At 43.3% G+C, this 23,237-nt stretch carries 18 protein-coding genes and 3 tRNA genes; 14 read left to right on the top strand and 7 right to left on the bottom strand.

Translation table 11 applies throughout. From position 1 onward, the window contains the following. Positions 1-100: 100 nt before the first annotated feature. The 3 genes from ACQKC9_RS07030 (at position 101) to ACQKC9_RS07020 (ending at position 2,526) form a co-directional block, all read left to right on the top strand. On the top strand, positions 101-739 hold the full coding sequence (locus tag ACQKC9_RS07030; protein ID WP_057758161.1) for a carbonic anhydrase: 639 nt from the start codon (positions 101-103) through the stop codon (positions 737-739). A gap of 186 nt (positions 740-925) precedes the next feature. Continuing rightward, positions 926-1,489, top strand: a complete 564-nt coding sequence (gloA, locus tag ACQKC9_RS07025; RefSeq protein ID WP_427621131.1) for a lactoylglutathione lyase — start codon at positions 926-928, stop codon at positions 1,487-1,489. Positions 1,490-1,566: 77 nt separating this feature from the next. After that, on the top strand, positions 1,567-2,526 hold the full coding sequence (locus tag ACQKC9_RS07020) for a mechanosensitive ion channel family protein (protein ID WP_427621130.1): 960 nt from the start codon (positions 1,567-1,569) through the stop codon (positions 2,524-2,526). Between the two features lie 130 nt (positions 2,527-2,656). Here the strand turns inward: ACQKC9_RS07020 and ACQKC9_RS07015 are convergent, their stop codons facing one another. The 3 genes from ACQKC9_RS07015 to ribA all read right to left on the bottom strand — a co-directional run bounded on the left by ACQKC9_RS07015 (position 2,657) and on the right by ribA (position 5,267). Further along, a complete protein-coding gene (locus tag ACQKC9_RS07015) occupies positions 2,657-3,133 on the bottom strand; it encodes a c-type cytochrome (protein WP_427621129.1) in 477 nt (158 codons plus the stop codon). A gap of 387 nt (positions 3,134-3,520) precedes the next feature. Next, positions 3,521-4,531: an oxygen-dependent coproporphyrinogen oxidase gene (hemF, locus tag ACQKC9_RS07010; protein WP_427621128.1), complete on the bottom strand. Its 1,011-nt coding sequence runs from the start codon at positions 4,529-4,531 to the stop codon at positions 3,521-3,523. 7 nt (positions 4,532-4,538) lie between these two features. Continuing rightward, positions 4,539-5,267: a GTP cyclohydrolase II gene (ribA, locus tag ACQKC9_RS07005; protein ID WP_427621127.1), complete on the bottom strand. Its 729-nt coding sequence runs from the start codon at positions 5,265-5,267 to the stop codon at positions 4,539-4,541. Positions 5,268-5,918: 651 nt separating this feature from the next. Between ribA and dxs the strand changes: the two genes are divergently transcribed. Together dxs and ACQKC9_RS06995 are read left to right on the top strand one after the other, a co-directional pair. Next, positions 5,919-7,991: a 1-deoxy-D-xylulose-5-phosphate synthase gene (dxs, locus tag ACQKC9_RS07000; RefSeq protein ID WP_427621125.1), complete on the top strand. Its 2,073-nt coding sequence runs from the start codon at positions 5,919-5,921 to the stop codon at positions 7,989-7,991. A gap of 343 nt (positions 7,992-8,334) precedes the next feature. Then, entirely contained in the window at positions 8,335-9,162 is an 828-nt protein-coding gene (locus ACQKC9_RS06995) for an inositol monophosphatase family protein (RefSeq protein ID WP_057758174.1), read from the top strand. 92 nt (positions 9,163-9,254) lie between these two features. Here ACQKC9_RS06995 and ACQKC9_RS06990 read toward each other — a convergent pair whose 3' ends face one another. Then, complete coding sequence (locus ACQKC9_RS06990) at positions 9,255-10,694, bottom strand: WS/DGAT/MGAT family O-acyltransferase (protein ID WP_427621123.1); 1,440 nt, start codon at positions 10,692-10,694, stop codon at positions 9,255-9,257. A gap of 174 nt (positions 10,695-10,868) precedes the next feature. Further along, entirely contained in the window at positions 10,869-11,690 is an 822-nt protein-coding gene (locus ACQKC9_RS06985) for a thiazole synthase (RefSeq protein ID WP_427621121.1), read from the bottom strand. Between the two features lie 318 nt (positions 11,691-12,008). On the opposite strand from ACQKC9_RS06985, the gene gspE reads away from it, so the two are divergent. Continuing rightward, positions 12,009-13,562, top strand: a complete 1,554-nt coding sequence (gene gspE, locus ACQKC9_RS06980; RefSeq protein ID WP_427621119.1) for a type II secretion system ATPase GspE — start codon at positions 12,009-12,011, stop codon at positions 13,560-13,562. A 119-nt stretch (positions 13,563-13,681) separates the two neighbouring features. Here gspE and ACQKC9_RS06975 read toward each other — a convergent pair whose 3' ends face one another. Then, positions 13,682-14,155 (bottom strand): RidA family protein, encoded by a 474-nt coding sequence (locus tag ACQKC9_RS06975; protein WP_427621118.1) that lies wholly within the window; start codon positions 14,153-14,155, stop codon positions 13,682-13,684. Between the two features lie 38 nt (positions 14,156-14,193). Beyond that, positions 14,194-14,919, bottom strand: coding sequence for a DUF4442 domain-containing protein (locus ACQKC9_RS06970; RefSeq protein ID WP_427621117.1), 726 nt, complete (start codon positions 14,917-14,919; stop codon positions 14,194-14,196). A gap of 377 nt (positions 14,920-15,296) precedes the next feature. Between ACQKC9_RS06970 and ACQKC9_RS06965 the strand changes: the two genes are divergently transcribed. From ACQKC9_RS06965 to gspF, 8 genes are all read left to right on the top strand, one after another. After that, positions 15,297-16,814, top strand: a complete 1,518-nt coding sequence (locus tag ACQKC9_RS06965) for an McrB family protein (protein WP_427621115.1) — start codon at positions 15,297-15,299, stop codon at positions 16,812-16,814. A gap of 15 nt (positions 16,815-16,829) precedes the next feature. After that, a complete protein-coding gene (locus ACQKC9_RS06960) occupies positions 16,830-18,359 on the top strand; it encodes an McrC family protein (protein ID WP_427621113.1) in 1,530 nt (509 codons plus the stop codon). Between the two features lie 238 nt (positions 18,360-18,597). Next, positions 18,598-18,674, top strand: a tRNA-Pro gene (locus ACQKC9_RS06955). Positions 18,675-18,779: 105 nt separating this feature from the next. After that, positions 18,780-18,856: transfer RNA gene (locus ACQKC9_RS06950), tRNA-Arg, on the top strand. 41 nt (positions 18,857-18,897) lie between these two features. Beyond that, positions 18,898-18,973: transfer RNA gene (locus ACQKC9_RS06945), tRNA-His, on the top strand. 436 nt (positions 18,974-19,409) lie between these two features. Beyond that, positions 19,410-20,345: an AraC family transcriptional regulator gene (locus ACQKC9_RS06940; RefSeq protein WP_427621112.1), complete on the top strand. Its 936-nt coding sequence runs from the start codon at positions 19,410-19,412 to the stop codon at positions 20,343-20,345. 320 nt (positions 20,346-20,665) lie between these two features. After that, the gene (locus ACQKC9_RS06935) at positions 20,666-21,727 is read left to right on the top strand and encodes a hypothetical protein (protein WP_427621111.1); all 1,062 of its coding nucleotides are present in this window, start codon (positions 20,666-20,668) and stop codon (positions 21,725-21,727) included. Between the two features lie 83 nt (positions 21,728-21,810). Beyond that, on the top strand, positions 21,811-23,013 hold the full coding sequence (gene gspF / locus ACQKC9_RS06930; protein WP_057758190.1) for a type II secretion system inner membrane protein GspF: 1,203 nt from the start codon (positions 21,811-21,813) through the stop codon (positions 23,011-23,013). The last annotated feature ends 224 nt before the right edge of the window (positions 23,014-23,237 follow it).

The following is a 23,237-nucleotide window of genomic DNA, read 5'->3' as shown; positions in this document are numbered from 1 at the left end:
ATTAGCCTGATAGTTTGGCGATAAATAGCCAATCTATGCTTGAATACATGTATGCAAAACAGCTTATAACTCTAATATTATTGATGATAAAGGATCTCTCATGCCTACCGATATACGTCCAACCACAGGTCAAGAAGCGCTTGAGCTTTTAAAAGCAGGTAATGCACGCTACGTTGATAGCCTCACCAGTACCGATGAGTATATGCAGCGCCGTCCAGAGTTGGTCAAGGATCAAAATCCATTGGCTATTATTTTGGGTTGTTCAGATGCACGAGTACCCGTTGAGATTGTTTTTGATCAAGGGTTGGGAGATTTGTTTGTTATACGAGTCGCGGGTAACGTGGTTGCACCATCACAGATTGGTTCAATCGAGTTTGCAGCCGAAGCCTTTGGTACGCAATTGGTAGTGGTACTTGGACATTCAAAATGCGGCGCTGTCACGGCTTGCGTTGAGACATTGATTAACCCTGAGCAGAACTATTCACCTAACTTGCAATCTATCGTTGATCGTATTCGCCCAAGCGTTTATAACTTGCACGAACTGGCAACTGCTAATGGTCAAGACGTCGATGCAGACGAGCTGGTCGATCGCTCTATCCGCGCGAACGTACGTATGTCAGTCAGTCAGCTAAAGCATGGCTCACGTGCATTAGAGGACTTAACCAATAGTGGTCAGCTATTGGTAGTCGGCGCTGAGTATGACTTAGAGACAGGAAAAGTGCGTTTTTTAGATAGCTAGTCAGTCTTAGAGAGCTTTAGATAACTAGCTAGTTAGGGTATAAAGACGAACATACTTTGTTCATATTCTTACAAAACCCTATCAGTTATTTTGCCATTTTTTATTATGATAAGAGAACGACGCAAATTACGACAATCGTGATTTGCGTGTTTTTGCCTTTATTTTCTGAATTATATTAGGATAATTATGTCTACTTCATCTAACAATAATAACGACGCAATAGACCAGCCTGCTAGCAGCGTTAATACTGATGGTGTTCAGCCAATTTCATCAAAGACGACCGGTTTTACTTTTAACCACACCATGCTGCGTGTCAAAGACCCAGTGAAATCGCTTGAGTTTTATACTGGCGTTTTGGGTATGACCTTGCTTGCCGTTAAGAAGTTCCCTGACATGGGATTCGATTTATATTTCTTGGCTAAGTTGACCGAGAGCGAGCGCGAAAACCTGCCAACTGGCGATGATCTAGAAATCTTTGCTTTCCGTCAGCGTGGTATTTTGGAGTTGACGCATAACTACGGCACCGAAACCAAGGCTGATTTTAGCTATCATGACGGCAATCAAGATCCGCAAGGTTTTGGTCATATTTGTTTTAGCGTTCCAAGCTTGGATGAAGCGGTTGCTTGGTTTGATAAAAATGACGTCGAATTTAAAAAGCGTCCAGAAGATGGCAGCATGAAAAATATTGCTTTTATCAAGGACGTTGATGGCTATTGGATCGAAATCGTACAAGCTGATTTGATGTCATAACTGGCAAAGAAGCAGTGAGATTTTCATTTGTTTATCCCCTTAAACACGCGCTAAGACAGCAATAGGAGCAACCCTTTATGCCCACCCCCGACGTGAGTCGCATATCGAATACTCTAACCGATGGTGTGACCATCTATCAACAAGTGGTCTATACCACGCAAGACTTGGCAAGTGGCTTTATTGAGCGCATTCCATATTTTGTGGCGGCGCTCATTGTGTTGGGGATTTTTTGGCTATTGTCGATTATTTTCAAAAAAGTAGTGCATAAAACCTTAGGCGCGCGCGTGCGTCATCAAAATTTGGTGAAGGTGTTTCAGCGGATAGGTGGGGCACTTATTCTGTTTATTGGCTTTATGATCGCCATGGTTGTTGCTATTCCAGGATTTACACCAGCTAAGCTAATCGGCGCACTAGGTATTGGTTCTGTGGCTATCGGTTTTGCTTTTAAAGATATCTTTCAAAACTTGCTCTCTGGTATTTTGCTCCTGATTTCAGAGCCGTTTCGTATCGGTGATCAGATTGTCTCAGGCGACTATGAAGGAACGGTCGAAGATATTAAAATCCGCGCAACCACTATCAGGACTTATGATGGCAGGCAAGTAGTGATTCCAAATTCAGATCTCTATACTTCAGCATTGACCGTCAATACCGCTTATAAGCAGCGCCGTCTACAAGTCGCAGTTGGTATTGGTTATGAAGATGACATCGAAGCGGCCAAAGCTGAGATTATAAAAGCATTGGATAAGATAGAGAGTGTCTCAAAGAAAGCAACACCAAGCGTGATTGCTACTGGTTTTGGCGGTTCGTCCATTGATCTAATGGTACGTTGGTTTATCGAAGATGGTACGCAAGCTAATAAGGTTGCCTCGATTCATCAAGTAATTGTAGGTATCAAAAACTCATTGGATGCAGCGGGCGTAAATATTCCCTTCCCAATACGTACGATCGATTTGAGTGATCCTTCAGTGAATGCGATAGTCAATAAAATGAACGAGCAGCAAGACGTTGTGGATGTGAATAAAACAGTAGCAGAGTAGCGCGCTCGGTGAAATGTTCATGTAGTGTTAAAACTTTGATTTCCACAACATTTAGAAAACTAAAAAAACCGCCACATCAACTGATATGGCGGTTTTTTTATACGTGTCTACTTGCTATAAATACAAAGATTTATTCGTCTTTTGCTCTAAAGTCGGTATGGCATGATTTACAGCTTGCACCAACTTGTCCAAAGGCAGGTTTAACATCGTCCATACTAGTGGCATTTTGGGCGGCGGCGTTTAGCTCAGCAGTAACTTTTTGAAAGTTTTCCGCTTCAACACTGAAGCCATCAGCATTAGACCAGACCGCTTCGGTAGCATTGCCTACCGCTTCTGGGTCTTCAAAATGACTCCAAGGCTTGGCGGCATCTTCTGCCAAGAACGCCGCTTGCTCTTTAAATACATCGGCATCAAATGTGTCAGGTGCTTTTGCCATATCACCCATGACGCCCATTGCATCGCCCCAGTTTTTCATGGTGTCTTGACGCGCTTGCACGTCAGGGTTAGACCCTGTTGAGGTACTACAGGCCGTTAAACCCAGTGCAGCCGCCATCAAAGTAATGCTAAACAGAGATTTGAAAGATTTGTTGGTATGAACCTGTGCCATATGACTTACTCCTTTAAACTTGGCTAATAGTAAGCGCAATTAAAAACGCTCGCTTTGACTTAAAATATAGTTATACAAAATACTGCCTAAAATTCTTTTGAGCACAGTTGCTAATAAAGAACGTCTTCTATTGTAACGGTTATCTGCGCGATGGGAATTATATAGTTGTTATATCCTCGTAATATTTTAAATAAGCATACCTCAACTTGGTTGTTACTGCTTATAGTTGACTGCGATGATTGTATAGTAGCTGTACAACGTGTTTCTGTACGATAACAACGTAAGAGTGGCCCGTTTAGATGGTGCTGACAATAAAAAAGGCCAGCGAATAGTAGCTGACCTTATTAATACTTTTGAAAAATATGAATGCCGTGATATTTACAAAATCTATAGCGCCAACCAATCACGCGGTTTTAGATAATAATCGGTCAACTCAAATTCAAGCGTTCCTTCAGCAGGCTCAAAGCGATAATGCCAGCTGGCAAGCGGTGGCATACTGACTAGGATGGATTCGATACGTCCATTACTCTGTAGCCCAAATAGCGTTCCACGATCGTAGACCAGATTGTATTCGACGTAGCGGCCACGGCGATAGAGCTGAAACTCGCGCTGCGCTTCAGTATAAGGCGTATTTTTACGTTGTTCAAAAATCGGCATAATGCCGTCAAGATAACCGTTGCCAACTGCTTTCATAAAGTTAAAGCAGGTCTCGAAGTCCCAGCCGCGACTCTCAGTACTGACGTCATCATAAAACAGACCACCAATACCGCGCTGCTCATCACGATGGCGTAGATGGAAATACTCATCACACCACTGTTTGAAATCAGCGTAGATATTGTCCCCAAAAGGCGCACACAAGTCATGACAAACTTGATGCCAGTGTACACAATCAGCGAGTACTGGATAGAATGGCGTTAAGTCAAAACCACCGCCAAACCACCAGATAGGCGCTTCGCCTTCCGCTTCTGCTACGAATAAACGCACATTAGCATGGCTCGTAGGCACGTTTGGATTTTTGGGATGGACAACCAGTGACACGCCCATTGCTTGGGCTTTACGCCCAGCGATATTAGGGTGACGCGCAGTCGCCGAGGCGGGGAGGTTATGTACATGAATATGGCTAAACATGACGCCCGCTTTTTCGATGACTTCACCGTCAGCCAATACGCATGACCGACCGCCGCCGCCTTCAGGACGTTCCCAGTCATCAGGAACAAAGGTCGCATGCTCGTTGTTATTAGTGCTGCCGTCACGCTCTTGTGCTTCTAGCGATTCACAGATACGTGCCTGTAAATCAACCAAAAATTCACGTACTCGCATGATGTCGTTATTGGTTGGCATCGTCACGGACGCCACCGTTGATAAGTCTGTTTCGTTATTTGTATTTGTAATACTCATAAGATATCTATTTATTCAGGTGTATGGCGGTATTAAGGTCTGTATCGAGAGAAGCGTCTATATCAAGATTGATATTTTTATCAAACAAGTGGCCCATGCGATCACGTTTGGTTGCTAGGTATTCCGCATTCATATCATTGACACCGACCAACAATGGCACACGTTCGACAACATCAATATCATGCTCAGTCAGATAAGCGACTTTGTTTGGATTGTTGGTAATAAGCCTGACAGCGTCGACACCGATATGGGCAAGCATCGGACCACACATATCATAGATACGTGCATCAGCAGGCAAGCCTAACATGAGATTGGCATCCAACGTATCATGCCCTTGATCTTGGAGGGCATACGCACGAATCTTATTGGTCAAACCAATACCGCGACCTTCTTGACGCAAATACAAAATCGCACCGCAACCTGACTCTTGGATGGCTTGCATGGCAGTATTGAGCTGCGGACCGCAGTCACATTTCAATGAGCTAAACGCGTCGCCTGTCAGACATTCAGAATGAATGCGAATGAGCGGTACTTGCTTCGCTATCGATTCGTTCTTTTGGTTCAATATCATGTCATCTAAAGGTTGGTTAGCGATATCATCTGTCTGTTGCTCGACCACAGCTAGACCAACGGTCAGCATGACATGCTCTTGACCTTCGCTATTTTCAAAGATATGAATATCAAACTCGCCGTGACGAGTGGGTAATTTGGCACTAGTGATAAATTGATATGACATTGCTGTCCTACATAAGCCTAAAGTCGTGGCGGTGAGAAGTATGTTATTGCTGTTCGAGATGAGCGCTGTTAGAGCCGGTTACTGTTCGAGATAACTACTGTTTTCGAAATAACTACTGTTTTCGAAATAACTATTAGTTGAGATGAGCATGTCACCTAAACTTTACTGCTAAGATTAAGATGATACCAGTATAACCTGTTCATAAAGACAGCGTGCTCATTGTATTTTTTATAAAAACACACAAAGTTCACAGACGACGCACGATGATTAAAGCGACAATTAAAAAAAAATGCTATTATGCCATACTATTTTGACGGATACAGTGACAAGTCTTTACCCTTACATTACTATGTCGTCACTAACATCCGCTATTGATGCAAAATAATAGGGCATAATGTCACCCCTCAGTTGTCAATAGTATAAAAGCATCAATAGTTTGATATCAAAACGTTGGTATTGACGCGCAGTCTATTGTGCTAGCGTGTCTACTGTCGTAAGTAGCGCAGCTATGCAAATACGAAAGTTGCATGAATAATTATATGGTCGATTACATCAATAATGATGTAGGTATTATTGACGTCTTTTGATTATAGTCATCGCTATATTTTAAAGACACGTCTTGTCAGCAGATTGGTAGGTATCGTACGGTTTATGCAGCAGTCACCTCATTCTCCAAAGTCTCAGTCCCTATCTACATCAGTGCTGGATTCTGCTGCTCAGCTATCGAGCTTACAGCAGACCTATACTGTGATTCCACGTGTGCGTCCTCATACGCCATTGCTTGATGCAATTGATACACCCACTGACCTCAGCATGCTTTCGGCTGCCAAGCTTATTACGCTGGCTGATGAATTACGCCTTTTTCTATTGTATTCAGCTGGTCAGAGCGGTGGGCATTTTGGTGCCAATTTGGGCGTGGTTGAGCTGACCATAGTATTGCATTATTTGTTGGATACGCCGCAAGACCAAATCGTCTGGGACGTGGGTCATCAAGCCTATGCTCATAAAGTACTGACAGGTCGCCGTGAGCAGCTAGGTACTATCAGATCTAAAGACGGTCTGACGGCGTTCCCTGAGCGCGCAGAGTCTGTCTACGATACATTTGGCGTAGGGCATTCATCGACCTCTATCTCAGCTGGTCTGGGTATGAGTCTCGCACTGCGTTATCAAGGCCGCGAGCAAACGGTTGCTTGTATCATTGGTGATGGTGCGATGACAGGTGGTATGGCGTTTGAAGCGATGAATGACGCAGTACAGCAAGATGCTGATTTGCTAGTCATCCTAAACGACAATGATATGTCGATATCTTGCTCTATTGGTGGATTTTCACGACATTTAGCGATGCTTTGGGAGTCAGGTTATCAAGTTGATATCTCTGAGTCAGGTGAGCCTGTACTCTGCCACCGTCCTGATATGCAAGCGTTCGATCGCCGCAAACGTCACAAAGAGATGCGTGATGTTCCGCAGCTAGAAGACAACTTATTCAAAGCGATTGGTTTTACCTATTTTGGTCCATTTGATGGGCATAATATTCCTGAGTTATTGCGTGTATTGTCATTGGCAAAGCAAGTATCAGGTCCCGTATTGGTGCATATTTATACCACTAAGGGTAAAGGGTTTGCACCAGCAGAATTAGACCCAGTGGGCTATCACGCAATCAGTAAATTGCCAGTCGAAAATCATAAAGACCATGAAGCGTCTAAAGCTGATTCTATAGAGAAGCTAAAAAAGCAACCAAGTACAAAGCCAGCGTTAAAATATTCGCAAGTGTTTGGCCAATTCTTATGTGATAAAGCGGCCGAAGACGATAAGCTACTAGCTGTCACCCCTGCCATGGAAGAAGGCTCAGGGATGACGGACTTTGCTCGTCACTTTCCAGAGCGTTTCTTTGATGTGGCCATTGCTGAGCAACATGCTGTCACGCTAGCGGCTGGAATGGCAACTCAAGGCGTCAAACCTATTGTCGCGATTTATTCAACGTTCTTGCAGCGTGGATATGATCAGCTGATTCATGACGTGGCCTTACAGAATCTCGATGTTATGTTTGCTATTGATCGAGCGGGCCTAGTCGGTGAAGACGGTGCCACGCATGCTGGCGTGTTTGATTTCGGATTCTTACGTTGTGTGCCTAATATGGTGATTGCAGCGCCAAAAGATGAGAACGAATGCTACCACTTGCTCAATACTTGCTACGAGCATCCAGGCTGCACGGCGGTACGTTATCCGCGTGGTACAGGCACAGGTGCTGATATTGAACAGCCCGCCCAAACTTATAAAGTTGGTGAAGCGGTTGTTGAGTCAGTATTAGGTAAAGCTGATGCACCTTATCAATTGGCACTATTGGCTTTTGGTACGATGGTAGCAACTGCTCAGAAAGCAGCAGAAAGCTTAATAAATAATGATGTAGCATTAGATTGCCAGATACAGGTGGTCAATATGCGCTGGGTAAAACCGCTCGATACCGCCATGCTTGAGACGTTATTAGCACAAGGGGTCACTCATATAGCAACCCTAGAAGAGCACATGATTATGGGCGGCGCAGGTAGTGCAGTGAATGAATATTTACTAAACGAGTCGGCAGCCTTTAAGAGAAATCGTCCAGCTATTGCTAATATCGGTATTCCTGATCGTTTTATTGCTCATGGCTCCCAAGCAGAGCAGCTAGCTGACTGTGGTCTAGATGTCGAGGGCGTGACTAAACAGCTTAAAATACTTTTATCGTAAGCGTTACAATATTATTTTAAAAAATTAATGCGCTAAAAAGGCATGAATTAAAACCGATATAAGCTCCTTAAACAGAGCAAACGCCTGCTAGCCGTAGGTGCTAACTTTTTTACAACTTGCGCAGTTTAGATGATCGCCAAAATACTGGCTTGGTCAGCGTGACGGTTTTTTCGTTTTTATTGAACAATTTTAGTATAATGCGGGTGTCTTTTATAAGTTTTCGTTTATGAAAGACACGTTTTTAATCGCATAGATGTGGTGTGATGCGGCGGCTGTTTGGCATGTTGTGGGCACAAAGTTAGTCTTATTTTTTATATTCATTCATCAAGCAAATAGGTTATTTATGGAACCCATGGTCGTCATCGCAGCGCGTACTGCTGAAAAAGTTGGTAAAGAGATTTTATATGCGCATCAAAACCGCCACAAAATCGAGTTAGATATTGAGTCTAAAGGACTTGATGGTTTGGTTACCCGTATTGATCGCTTTAGCGAAGAGCTCACTATCGAGACGCTAAAAGCCAGCTATCCTAATCATTCATTTTTGGGTGAAGAGTTCGGTATGCAAGAAGGCCGCGGCGAAGATGCTGACTGGTGCTGGATTATCGATCCACTAGATGGCACTAAGAACTTTGTCCACGGTGTACCGCAGTTCTGTGTATCTATCGCCGTACAGCACAAAGGCGTCACCCAACATGGTGTGGTCTATGATCCTGTTCGTGATGAGATGTTCTCAGCGAGCCGCGGTAAAGGCGCGCGCTTGAACAATCGCCGTATGCAAGTGAGCGAGCGCAAAACTATTGATGGCGGTTTCTTTACGACTGGTCATCCGCTTGAGCGTAAGCGCAATGGCGAAGTTATCTCTTATGCCAAACAGCACTTTGAGAGCTTACAGAAGATATCTGAGGCAGGTGGTCAGGTACGTCGTATGGGTTCAGCTGCGCTTGACTTGTGCTATGTTGCCGCAGGTCGTTTTGACGGTTATTTTGAGATGTCTATCAAGCCTTGGGACATCGCTGCGGGCGAGCTTATCGTAACTGAAGCACGCGGTGTGGTGGTTGATCATACTGGCGCGCACAACTCTATGACATCAGGATCTATCTTTGCTTGTAATGTAAAATTGCTCAAGCCATTGATGCAAACAGTTGTACCAATCTGGGGTGACGCAATCTAAACGTTAACCTTAATGGTATTAACGTTCAGAGCTTGCAAGATTTAAATTCAAGTAATATCTAGATTGAGTATGAATGAAAAAAGCTGGTTCCATTATGGAGCCAGCTTTTTTGTTTTATTATTACCCTTATTGTCATTTTTATCTTCGACGGTAATACCTTTGAATGCTAATTCTTTACTGGTAGTTTCTAGCAGCTGCAACTCTTCTTCTATCAGCATTAGCATATCTTGTACGCGAGGCAGCGCCTTGCTACAAGCGGTGATACCAAACTCAATCTTATCTAAATAACTGGCTAAGGTGATATTCATCGCTTGACCATTAAAGACAATAGAAGCGGGGTACAACGATTGCAGACGTGCGCCATTCCAGTACAGCGGTTTTTCAGAACCAGGCACATTAGAGATAATCAGGTTAAATGCCTGCTTTCTAGGAAACAGTCCTGTCGCCAAATTAATGCCTTGCCACGCGTATGAGACGATACTGTAGTTAATGACCTGCGCTTGGTTCATGCGGCGAAAGCGACGTTTGCCGTTATTCATACTACGATGGATAAGTTCTATCCTGCGCAGTGGATTGTCCAAATGCGTACCCAAGTTTGCCAATACAAATGACAGCTGGTTGCCCGAGATACTATTATCTGTACGCAGTGACATCGGTACAAAGGCAATCAACGGTTTGCTCGGTAGCGCATCCATTGAGATTAGATAACGACGAATAGCACCTGCACAGACCGCCAGTACCACATCGTTTCTACTAATTTTGAGCCTTTCGGCGATATCGTTAAACCGTTTTATATCATAAGACTGTGCGGCTATACGTCGTGAAGCTGATATACGTTTATTCAAGATGCTCATTGGGGCGTCAAAAGTACCGACGTACCCTTCATCACCGTAGTTTTTCACGTTATCTAGCAATTCTGTGAATACAGGTTTGATGGTAGATATCTGCTCTTTTATGATGCCTCTGATGGATCGTTCAGCAGGCAATATAGCATTTACTTGGTTACGATGGCGCGCCATCAATGACCAGACAGGAAGGGTAACTGGTTCGGTTGGCGATTGTGATAAGGACTTTTGAACCAAACGCATCGCCGCGATACCATCAACCAAAGAGTGATGAATCTTAAAATACCATGCAAAACGCTCAGGTTCACCTTCGACTTCTGGCTGTATACCTTCGATAACATGACATTCCCACAAAGGCATGGCACGATCTAATAAACGTCCATGTTCTCTTGAGACGTACATCAATAGTTCACGTACGCGTCCAGGACTTGGTAGCGCGACATGATGCAAATGATGCTCAACATCAAAGTCTTTGTCTTTTTTCCAAAAGGCTAAATGCTCAAGTACCTGATTAAAAGGAAAGCTAGGCGGCACATCAGACTCTTGCATTTGCTTTACCAATTGATAGACAAAATCGCTATCCGCATTGTCTGGTAATTCAAATACAAACAGTCCACCAACGTGCATGGGCTGTTTACGCGACTCAAGAAGTAGAAACAACTGGTCGACTGCTGTGAGAAGTCGCATAATAAATCCTTTTATGACGATAAGTGTTATGTGAAAATTATAATGAGTAGATATTCAATCAAATAACATTTTTTATTATTTTATAGAGCGTGTTAAGCAATCAACCATAGCACTGACAGCACTATACGTAAATACTCAACACGCTCTATTATGACATGCTGTTTATACTTCAATTTATTGAAAGAAATACCCAGTCTGTGGTGAGCTGGCAGTAGCCATCTTACGCATAGGCATACGACCTGCCAAAAACGCAGCGCGTCCTGCCCACATAGCATGTTTCATTGCGTGTGCCATCATTACTGGATTTTGCGCATTGGCAATTGCTGAGTTCATCAGTACGCCATCACAGCCAAGCTCCATCGCAAGTGCAGCATCAGAGGCAGTGCCGACGCCAGCGTCAACCAGTACGGGTACTTTAGCGTTTTCGATTATCAAGCTAAGTGTATGACGATTGAGTAGACCAAGTCCTGAACCAATCAGGCTGCCAAGTGGCATAATAGCGACACAGCCCATACTTTCTAATTCTTGTGCGACGATAGGGTCATCTGACGTATAAACCATCACTTCAAAACCATCATCGATCAATACTTTGGCGGCTTTTAAAGTTTCCATAACGTTTGGATATAAGGTTTTTTCATCCCCCAATACCTCAAGCTTAACCAAATTATGCCCATCCAATAACTCGCGAGCAAGCTTACAAGTGCGAATGGCTGTTTCGGCGTCAAAGCAGCCAGCAGTATTCGGTAGTATCGTATATTTATCAGGCGAAATCACATCTAATAAGTTAGGCTCATCACTATTTTGTCCAATATTGACACGGCGAATAGCAACGGTCACGATTTCGGCTGCTGAAGCGGCAATGGCTTCTCCAGTCTCTGTCATGTCTTTATACTTACCGGTACCGACTAGCAGACGCGAAGAAAAGGTACGGCTACCGACAGTAAAGGTATCTTGTAAAAGTGGTGTGGGATGAGTAGTGCTAACGTTCTCTGACATAACGGAAAATCCTAATATCGAGCGGGAGAAGGGGACAGACAAAATATGATGGGTAATCTAAAAGGTGTAATAGACAATGGCAAGCGGTCTGCAAAAAAAGGCATGATATGCTCACTTTGATAGTAATAATATGTGCTGGGCGATAGGTATAAAGCGCCAGTCATATAAAATAATACCCGTCTAAAACAAAATGCTATTATAACAAACTCATGCAACCTTACTGGCAGTCTTTTTTGATTCGAACTGTTAAGGACAAGGCATCCATCCTGTCTTGGCGTGCGTACTTCTTATCCTCTCCTCACTTATTGGGCCGTCTTTATGATGCAGTTGCCATACAGCTTTGCGAAACGCCATCAGATTTTGGCCATACTTGCGATAGACCCTGAATTACCACCGACATTGGTACTCACCAAAGCGACTCCATTGTCAGCGATCAACGAAGCGGTACGGTTTTTACAGCAGCAAGGCAGTCGCGGTGTACCCACTTACGAAAGTGTCAGCGCGGATGATTTTGAAAAACGTATGAACGCAGCTTATGCTGGCAATACAGGAGAGTCGCAGCATATTGCTGCTGGACTTGAGGACCATCCTGATCTCGATAGCTTGGCAGATAGCGTTCCTGAAACTGAAGACTTGATGGATCAACAAGACGACGCGCCTATCATTCGTTTGATCAATGCATTATTGTCCGAAGCCATTCGCTTAAGTGCTTCAGATATTCATATTGAGACCTTTGAAAAGCGCTTGGTCGTCCGTTTCCGAGTTGATGGTGAGCTAAAAGAAATCATCACGCCAAAACGCCAACTGGCTCCATTGTTGGTTTCGCGTATTAAGGTAATGGCTAAGTTAGATATCGCCGAAAAGCGAGTGCCGCAAGATGGTCGTATCAGTTTAAGATTGGCAGGGCGAGAGGTCGATGTGCGTGTATCGACCTTACCATCGAGCTTTGGTGAGCGTGTAGTGATGCGTCTATTAGACAAGCAAGCTGGCCGTTTGAATATGACGTATTTGGGGTTGTCTGATAATGACTATACTGAGCTAAAGCGTTTAATCCATCGTCCGCACGGCATTATTTTGGTGACAGGGCCGACTGGCTCGGGTAAAACCACCACGCTATACTCTGCATTGACCGATTTAAATGATCAAACTCGCAATATTTTGACTGCTGAAGATCCGATTGAGTTTCAGCTCGATGGTATCGGACAGACACAGGTCAATAATAAAGTAGACATGACATTTGCTAAAAGTTTGCGTGCAATGCTGCGTCAAGATCCTGATGTAGTGATGGTTGGTGAAATTCGTGATTTAGAGACAGCTGAGATTGCCGTACAGGCCTCTTTAACAGGGCATTTGGTATTATCGACGCTGCATACTAATACTGCTATTGGCGCGGTCACTCGCTTACAGGACATGGGTGTTGAGCCATTTCTGTTGTCGTCATCGCTTATTGGCGTAGTAGCGCAGCGTTTGGTACGTACTTTATGTTCACATTGTCAAAGCTGGCAGGCCGCTGATACCGAGCAAGCCAAGCTGTTTACCGAAATTGGCATTGGGTCAACGTTGAAAAGTGATACCAAAGATATAGCAAGTGAGTCGATTCGTTTGCCCAAGCCAGTTGGCTGCGATAAATGTAATCAGTCAGGGTTTAAAGGACGTACTGCTATATATGAAGTCGTGCCAATCGACGATACATTGCGCCGTATGATTCATAGCAATACGGCTGAGTATGAGCTAGAAGAATATGCGCGCCAGCAAACACCGTCGATACGTGCAGATGGTTTACGTAAGGTCATAGAAGGGCGCACAACATTGGAGGAAGTGCTGCGAGTGACGAAAGAAAGCGCCTTAACGGACGAGACGATACAGGTATAAATTTGCGAACTGGATCTTGCAGACTGGATATTGGGATAGCAAATAAAAAACAACTGGCGTAAATAGCCAGTTGTTTTAATATTTTTCTAATTTTGGAGCTTTAGAGTTTTTAGCCGCTATTATTTTGCAGCCATACATTCAATCTCAACGCTTGCTCCAGCAGCCAGTTCTGATACGCCAAAAGCCGAGCGTACAGGATAAGGCTTTATCATCTCAGACTTGTAGACCTTATTAAAATCATCAAAGTCATCCATATCAGTCAGCATGACCATACATTTAACGATATCAGACTTTCGGTAGCCATATTTTAATAGCGTGCTATGGATATTATCTAGCACTTGCTTGGTTTCAGCTTTGATACCGCCTTTGACCAGTTTGCCATCTTTAAAGCCAATTTGTCCTGACATATACAACGTATTGCCCACGCGTACAGCCTCTGAAAAAGGATAAGTACCGCCATCACCCAAGAAAGTAGGGTTAGATTTAGCAATGCTGACAGCCGTCGTTGTGTTGGCATTAGCGCTATGAACAAAACCCAATGAGCACATAGTGGCGAGCGCTAGCGTAGACAAGCAAGTACTAAGTTTGGACATACTGTTTCCTCATTGGGTTTATTATCAATTTTTACTAGCTACTTATCAGCACTATTATTTTGAGTAGATGAGGCATCGCTTTCTTCGATTGAAGCCTTAGTTTCAGTGTCATCTTCTGCGACTTTTTCAGACGCTTTACCTTGGCGGCGTGCCTCTAGTTCCGCTTTTGGTATCCATGCCCAGGTCATCTCAACCACAATTGGATCGCGGTCACTGTCAGACTCACGATCTTTGATGACACAAGGAATAATCATCTCACCTTTTGGCGTGTTTAGGATATCCAAACGCTGTTCGTCAGACAAGCTTGCCACAGCAGCAATTTGACCTTTTTTGATTGGACGATGGAAATTTACCGAGTAAGATTTAATCAGCAGGATACGATCAGAAGGCAAGTTTAAACCCAAAATAAACCCCGTTGCTGTCTCTGCCAGTAACGTGATGGCGACTGCATGGATAGAGCCGATATGGTTTTGGACGGCTTTATTGTTGTTTAAACTAACGACGACTTGGTTTGGTTCTACCGTCTCATAATAAATGCCGGTCGTGCCGACATATGGGACGACCTTGCCAAAGGCTTTAGATAAAATACTTGAGCGTGCTCCAGCAGGCAGATATTTGGTGACGGATAACAGTTTAGTAAATTGATTGCTAATTGGTTTTAGCGTACTGCTAGGTTTCTCAACTGAAGATTTTGTGCTGTCAGATACTTTGGCTGGCAGTTTATTGGTCAACTTGGCGGGTAGTTTTTTTAATAATCCTGACATACAAAATTCCTTAACGTAAATGAGTTGAATGACATTCTTAGCATGGCTTTTTATGATGGCGAAAAAAATATAGGTTATAAAAGTCGCTATAAATACTATGGTACATCAACCATTGCCTTCCTACTATTATTAGCATGAACTGCTGCGCTTACAAAACAATAGTAGCGTGGCTATGTTGCTAGGTTATGTCATCAGTTTAGATTGCCACTTAAAGTAGCCTAGTCATCTTATCTATCAGCATCATTTGGACAAAGGAAGCTTAGTGAAAGTACTACAAATAGCAGACTAAGCGAGACTGACACCGTATCTAATTTATAGAAGGTTGACTATAGTTATCATGCCAATAGACAGTCACGTTATAATGACAAAATGTTAGCATGTCTGTTTTAAACCTGTTTTCAATGCCGCTGGATAACGTTATGCCTGATATGTCTACTCATGAACCGACCAATATTATTTATACGGGCGTTGCTGGTACAGGTAAAACCTATAGATTGCTGCAAATCGCGAAGCAATATACCGACTATCTACCCAAGACTGAAAATGAAGATTTATTAGAGCAGCTACTGCAAGGTCTAAGCTGGCGCGAAGTATTATGTTTGGTATTTTTAGATTTACGTGCTGAACAACAGGATTTGTTAAAGGTACGAGAAATTATTGATCATCCTTTTTTTATGACCAAAGCTGCTCAGAACTCACGTGAGAAAAATCTGGATAGTACAGCTTGGTTAGAGTTACGCAGACATAGCCCTACGAACTCTCAAACAGTCAGTTTTGATAACCGTGCTAGCCAAGCTTATTTTGATAAAGACAACAGTGGAGCATGGTATTTATTACCTGAAAGTATAGTGCTACTAGAAGATTTATCGCAGCAATTAGCAGAGTTTCAGCAGGCCCAGCGTGACAACCAACCCCATCAAAATCAAAACATCGGTCAGCAACGTTTTAGTATGGTGAGCTTCCATCAAGCCTACGGTTATGAAGAGTTTGTAGAAGGTATACGGCCTGTCATGAGTGGCACCGCTCAAGCAAATAGCAGCCCTTCTAATCAAAATCAAATGAGTTACGCGGTGCAAGATGGGGCGTTTTTAAAGCTATGCCAACGCGCCGCCCGTGACCCTCAGCAGCGTTATGCCATGCTGATTGATGAGATTAACCGTGCTAACGTGTCACGGGTGTTTGGTGAGCTTCTCAGTTTGATAGAGCTTGATAAACGAGCGGGCAAGCCGAATGCGATGACAGTGAGTTTGGCGTATTCTGGGCGTGCTTTTAGTGTGCCTGCCAATGTCGATATTTATGCCACTATGAATACCCAAGACCATTCTTTAGCGCCACTTGATATGGCATTACGCCGACGTTTTCGCTTTGTGGATTGTCCACCGCAGCCTAATTTACTATCGATAATTTATGACAGCAATGACATGGATACTGGACTGTCTGACGGTTCAGAAGCAGCTATGATAGATTTGAGTAAATTACTAACAGGTTTGAATAGACGTATTGTGCAGACACTGGGAGTAGAAGCGCAGTTGGGTCATGCGTTTTTATTCGCAGTCACTCAGTTAGAACAATTACAAACGGCGCTCGTTGAACAAATTATTCCTCAATTGGCTCAAGCAGCTGGTGGCCAAATTACGGTGCTACAGTATATCTTTAGAGATGAGCAGCAACCGACGAGTAAGCAGTTCGTACAGGACAGTCAAGCATTGATGAATGACGACTTGTATAATCCGATGAACAGTCAAAACAATGCTTCCGCTGAACACCAAATGTTTGCAGGGCAGGGTTCTTTTCTTGGTCAGTCTATGAGTATGAATAGCTATACTATCAATGCCGATTTGATCGCTAGGGATGGTGAGTTTAATCATGCTGCTATCTATCAGCGTTTGTACTAGCAGAGTAACTGTTCAGTGATAACAAATAATCCATATTACGCCAAAGAGCACATTATTAAGGCAAACAGTCGCCAGACTCGTGTCCCTAACAGTAGTGTCGCTACCATGAACGTTATCACCGTGTTTGAGCATCAACGTCTGACCGTGCATGATTTTTTGCAAGCATCTGATTTCGATTGGCTAATAGCGCAAGAGTTTGCAGCATTTACTATCAAGCGTAAGCGAGGGCAATGGCAGCTTAAGATTGGGCACTATATTGGGGTTATTCTCCTACCTAGTGGCATAACGCTTGAGATATTGCCAAAGCTCAATCAGTCTACTCAGACTAGCGATATCGTCCAGACTCGTCATTGGGTACAGGGTATGCTATCGGATTTGATACATCTTGATGCGCATAACAATCGTAAGCTACCCAATACGAAAAACTTCGGTCAGTTTAGTTCCCAGTCCACTCCTTTACCGTTAAAAGTATTGCCTATATCAGATTGGCTTATTGAGCAGTTTTTGCAGCGTTTAATGGATTATCAACCAACCAAGCATTATCAGGCCCAGATTGAAAATCAAGCATCCCTGCAAGGTCGACTGCTCATCAAAGAGCAACTGCGTCACAATAGTATGCAACCGCATAAGTTCATCTGCGAAAGTAGCGTATTAAGTCACGACATGTTGGCCAATCGATTGATTAAGAGTGGATTGGTTTACTTGATGCCTTTATTGCCCCAGTTTATTTCTTCAAAATTGTTGCAGCCATGGCAGCAAGTGTCTACGCTAAACAACCGCGAAATGCAGCAGATAGCGTTAATATATGCTCAAGCAAAGCATCAGCTAGACGTTCAGCCACTCCAAAGACAAAAATTGCACGCCGCGCAGCAGTTAGTAGACTTGGCATACTGGTTATTGAAACAGACGACAGCTGCGACAGGTAACGGTATTGATCCAAATAGACAAAATAGCTCTCAGCTAAGATTGTGTTTGTTGATTGATATGAATCAAGCTTTTGAACAATGGACAAGTCAGCGTATCGCATCGATGTTTCAACAGGTTAGTAGCAATTATCGTCCCTTCTATCAAACCCAAAGTGTCTGGCTTAACGATGCTGAGGGACTAGCATGCTTATCTATACGGCCTGATTTGCTGATATTTAAAACCGTCTCTGATGATTATCAAAATCAGAACGATACAGCAGCTAGTCAAACTAAAGCCAAAGACAAGACCAAAGGTCACTATAGTCATGTCATCGATATTAAGTGGAAGTACTTACCGCATGCTGCTGCAATTAGTGCAAGCGACGCTTATCAATTGACCAGCTATGCACAAGCTTACTTGGCGGGGCAGGTCTGGTTGGTTTACCCAGTGCTAGGTCGTGATAGGCAGCCAGTAGTGCTCAAGCAACAAATTCACTATGGTAGTGATAATAATAAGAGAGACAGTAGCGATAATATTAAAAACAATGAGTCAGCCGATGCCCATTTATGGTTAATGCCGTTTAATGTTTTGACAGGCACACTTAACGGTGAAGTACTGCCACATTTGGACAAAGCTTAATATCGTTATCAATGGCAACGCGAATGACTGATGGATAAAGCGTCTGGCTGTCACTATTTTGGCGAAATTGACGTAATTTTAAAAAAAATAGCGATTATTTGAAATTAATCGAAAATAGGTGTTGACACAATCGCCTTTACCCCTTAATATGTGCACCTCGATAGCGAGGAACATTAACAAGTTAGCGGCATTGCCAACAACGAGTTAATTAACAAACTATCGTGATAATAGAGAATTTCGGAGTGTGGCGCAGTTTGGTAGCGCATCTGGTTTGGGACCAGAGGGTCGTAGGTTCGAATCCTATCACTCCGACCATCTATTTTAAGAGCCTTACAGGCTTTTTTTTATGTATAACGGTTTAGTTTCTGATATAGTAAAATATATCGCAAAGTAAGCTTAGTATATAAAAGTCCTCTAAGAGCGCCTGTAGCTCAGCTGGATAGAGCATCTCCCTTCTAAGGAGGTGGCCGCAGGTTCGAATCCTGCCAGGCGCACCATTTAGCCTGCAAATCTTGCCTATTCTTTGGCAATAGTTATGGCGGTTGTAGCTCAGTTGGTAGAGCCCCGGGTTGTGATCTCGGTTGTCGTGGGTTCGAGTCCCATCAGTCGCCCCATATTTTGTATCTAGATACAAATCATATCTTAATCTAAAAATATATCAGTAATAGCACTCGCCCTTGATGGCGATTTTTTTATGCCTATTCGATTTTATCTCTGCATTATCTTTATAAGATTAATTAGATTGAGTTTGATAACACCTTCAATACTAGATAATCCCCCAAATTCTTATCAACACTTCCTATAGGTTTTCCTTAAGGCCTAGCGTGACTGTGTCTACTCTATTATTGTTTAGTAATTCTAATAAGTAAATAGACATGACGTTTTAAATGATGCATTATGCTTAAGTGCTATCACATCCATACTATTTAATAAAAATTATTTATTGGAGCAAGCATTGGCATAGAGGAAACTGACAGAAATTGTTATTAAGAATACTATTATTTTTTTAAGATGAATCGTTATTAATCTGCATTATTGAGGAATTGATTGATGGACGCACTGAGTGTATTGCTGCAAAACGTGCATTTATTTGAGACTAAGTATTATCGTCTAAATGGCACTGGCAATTGGTCTTATTCTATTACTAGAAAAGACACCATTTTATTTTACTTAGTAATGTCTGGCGGTTTTTGTATTGATGTTGGTAATGGTCTACGAGAAGCTCGCGCTGGCGACATGATCATGATTCCGAATGCGCACAAGCATGTGAGTTACGCACTTAATTACCATGGTGATGTCGCTGAGTCGCTTGATGAACTATTGAGCAATTGCCCTGAGCGTACACTTGATATCGATGGTGATGGCGACCCCAATTCTTCTTTGATACTGATCGAATGTAAGTACGACAAAGAGATGATTAATCCTCTGTTGTCGGTACTGCCACCGATCTTGCCTGAACTCAATGATGCTGCTGACGGTCGTTTTGAAGTGATCGATGTAGAGATAAAGCTGCTAACACTAGAAGCTGAGCGCGAGCGTATGGGTAAAACGGCCGTAATCAATCACTGGGCAAGCATCATGATGATTGAGTGTTTGCGCGTCTATATCGAAAGCTTGCCTGAAGCCACAGAAAACTGGCTCAAAGCCATGAAGGATCCGTTTTTGACCAAGGCACTAGCCGCGATGCATGGGGCACCGAGTGAAAGCTGGACCATTCATCAGCTTGCTGAAGTAGCAGGGATGTCGCGTTCTAGCTTTGCACAGCGTTTCAAAGACACCGTTGGTATGCCACCACTGACTTATCTGATCGATTACCGCTTACGATTGGCGGCTCGCTATTTACGCTTACAGCAAAACAGTATTAGCCGTATCAGCGAGATGGTGGGTTATGCCTCAGATTCAACTTTTAGTCAGGCATTTAAACGTGTGTATGGTGTCTCGCCAAAAGCATACCGTCAGCAGTATCGACAGAATAATCTTGCATAGTTCTAGTAGCTGTTTATTTAAGTTATTTAAGTAGAATCTCGATTAGAAGCGCTAAGGTCATTTATATGTCCTTGGCGCTTTTTTTAATTTGTGAATACATATTGTTTATAAACGTTGAGTCACTCATATCTATAAGACCTTTGGTAACTTGCTATGGCTATTTTAGTTAAGGGCAGCTGACATTGAGTCTGTGTTCAGGTACTATGGGTTGATGAGTCGTCGAGACAAAAGCGTTGGTGCTATAACGCGTTATATGTCCTTATACGATAGGCATATAAAAGAATCGAGACGATGTTTATTTTCGCTGCTGATGGTATGTTATGACTGAACCGACCGCAAAGCTAAATGCAGGAAGTAATGGCCAACAAGAGACCATTACAACTGCTAAAACAGAAAGTAATGTTGATAAAAACACTGCTATAGAGAACCCGCATGTCAGCAAAAATGCGCCGAAAAATGAGTCGGTAGAGACACCTGATAAGGCGGCATTATTGACGATGTTTACCTTATCAGATGCCGATGAGGTAACAACTGAAGCAGTAATATCTGAGTCATCCGATAGCCTTACAGTAGCTGCAAAACCTGTGGCGCAAGAAACTAATGTCGCTACGCAGCGTGTTGCGCTTTATCGTGCTCAGCATGAGCGTACTCGACTGTTATATATGGCATCTGCCAATACGCGTCCTACTTATTTAGTACAAACCCTGAAGCCGCAATTTGTAGAATACCAGCAATATTTACTTGCGCAGCAGCTTGATAAGCGTGGGTTGATGGATACGGATACGCTCGAAAGACTCTGGCAGCAGCTGCATGTGGTCGATGACATTATTGCAGATATCGTGCGTCATATGCCTGCACAGCAGCCCGCCGGTTGGCAGCTGACGACTCAAGATGGTCGCAATCCATTGTGCTTTGCTACAGTTGGTAAGTTAAAGCACGGCAAGCCAATTCGCGACCAAGGTAGCCTCAACAGTTATGTACTTGGGCACTTTGGCGTGAGTAGCTTTACCTACGATCGAGGCTATTATATCGGTCATGTGGTTGGTTATTTATTCAGCTGTTATTATTGTGCTCACTTGTCGATTACTTATGGCGTCACAGCCCTTGGCCAGCAAGTCGTGGCTGACTATGTTTACGCCAGTCTTGAAACCCCGCATATGGTTAGATTATTACAAGGTCTTGACGGTTATTGCAAAAAACGCATTTATCAGTTAGCCGTTATTTGTGCGCGCTTGAGCGTTTTCGCGAGTGATAAACGTATTGAAAGAATGCTAATCGCTGAGGTTAATGATTTTGATAAAAAGCTACAGCAGCAGCATCTGGATGTCTTATTATTACAAGGTTTGATGCCTGATAGTAATGACTCAACGCCACTGTTCTAAGCGTCGAGTGTCGAATTAATAAATTTCTATTAAGTCATAAATTATAACTGTCTACCTGTAAGCCTCTTAGGATATCTGCTGCTATGCCTGCCTATCATTTCAAAGCGCTTGACGACCATGGCGTTGTCCAAAAAGGCTTGCTAGAGGGGGATTCTGCGCGGCAAATTCGCCAGCAGCTGCGTGATAAGCAATGGACACCCGTTGAAGTCAACCCTGTCAATGACAGACAAAGTCAGAGCAAAAACCGCTACAAAAAACCGTCTGCATACGAGTTGGCATTGCTGACACGTCAGCTATCTGTATTATTGGCAGCCGGTATTCCACTCGAAGAAACCTTGGCAGCGGTTGCTAAGCAATCCCCAAAGACTCATATAAAATCCCTGATGCTTGCAGTACGCTCACATGTCTTGGAAGGACTCAGCTTAGCACGTGCCCTGCAACAAGCCGCTAGCTTCCCACCGTTATACATCGCTACGATTGCCGCAGGCGAAAAATCTGGTCACCTCGACCTTATCCTCAATCAGCTAGCAGACTACACCGAAAACCGTTTTGCCCTCCAAAAGAAAATCCAAGGGGCCATGGTCTATCCGATTGTCCTAATGGTAATGGCAATTGCGGTAATTATGGGACTGATGAGCTTCGTCGTGCCCAAAATTGTTAAAGTCTTTGAACAGTCTGAGCAAGCGCTGCCTTTAATTACTCAAATCGTTCTCACACTATCAAATATCATTACTCAGTGGTGGTGGTTAATATTATTGGTATTGGCAAGTACTGCATTTTTATTCTACCGTTTTGCCCAAACGCAAGCAGGTAAATTAACCATTGATAGTGTGGTGCTTAGATTGCCGATACTAGCCAGATTGTCCAAAGGCCTGAATGCCGCGCGATTTGCCAGTACCCTTGCGATACTAGTACGCTCAGGAGTGCCTTTAATTGAGGCATTACACATCGGTGCTGCGGTCACGACCAATTTGCATATCCAAAAAACCATTATCACTGCTGCTGATAGGGTCACAGAAGGCTCTAGCTTGTCTAGTCAACTAGAGAAATCTACTTACTTTCCACCGATGATGGTACAGATGATAAAAAGTGGAGAAAACTCAGGCGAGCTTGAAAATATGCTGAGCCGTGCCGCTAATATGCAGGAGGCAGAAGCAACCAATTTTATCAGCACCTTATTATCATTACTTGAACCTCTAATGCTGGTACTAATGGGTGTAGTAGTCATGATTATTGTAATGGCGGTTATGCTACCTATCGTTAATATGAACGATTTAGCAGGTTAGGCTCATTCGCTAGTCGATGATTCATTATGCTATTCACATACAGACAGCTTCCTATCTCCAAAATCTCTATTTAGTTCTCTTTTACTCTATTCATATCACCTCACTCGCTTGCTAGACCTTGGACTAGCTTTCTTAAGGTTTGCTTACTGTTGTATATTGTTGAACGAACGCTATTTTTGCTATGGCAAACACCAGCGCCGCGCTATAGTAAGCACGAATCAATA

The organism is Psychrobacter sp. NPDC078409, from assembly GCF_050268505.1.
In the GTDB taxonomy this organism is placed as follows: domain Bacteria; phylum Pseudomonadota; class Gammaproteobacteria; order Pseudomonadales; family Moraxellaceae; genus Psychrobacter.
The sequence above is the reverse complement of the archived record's forward strand: the minus strand, read 5'-3'. Positions and strand labels throughout refer to the sequence as shown.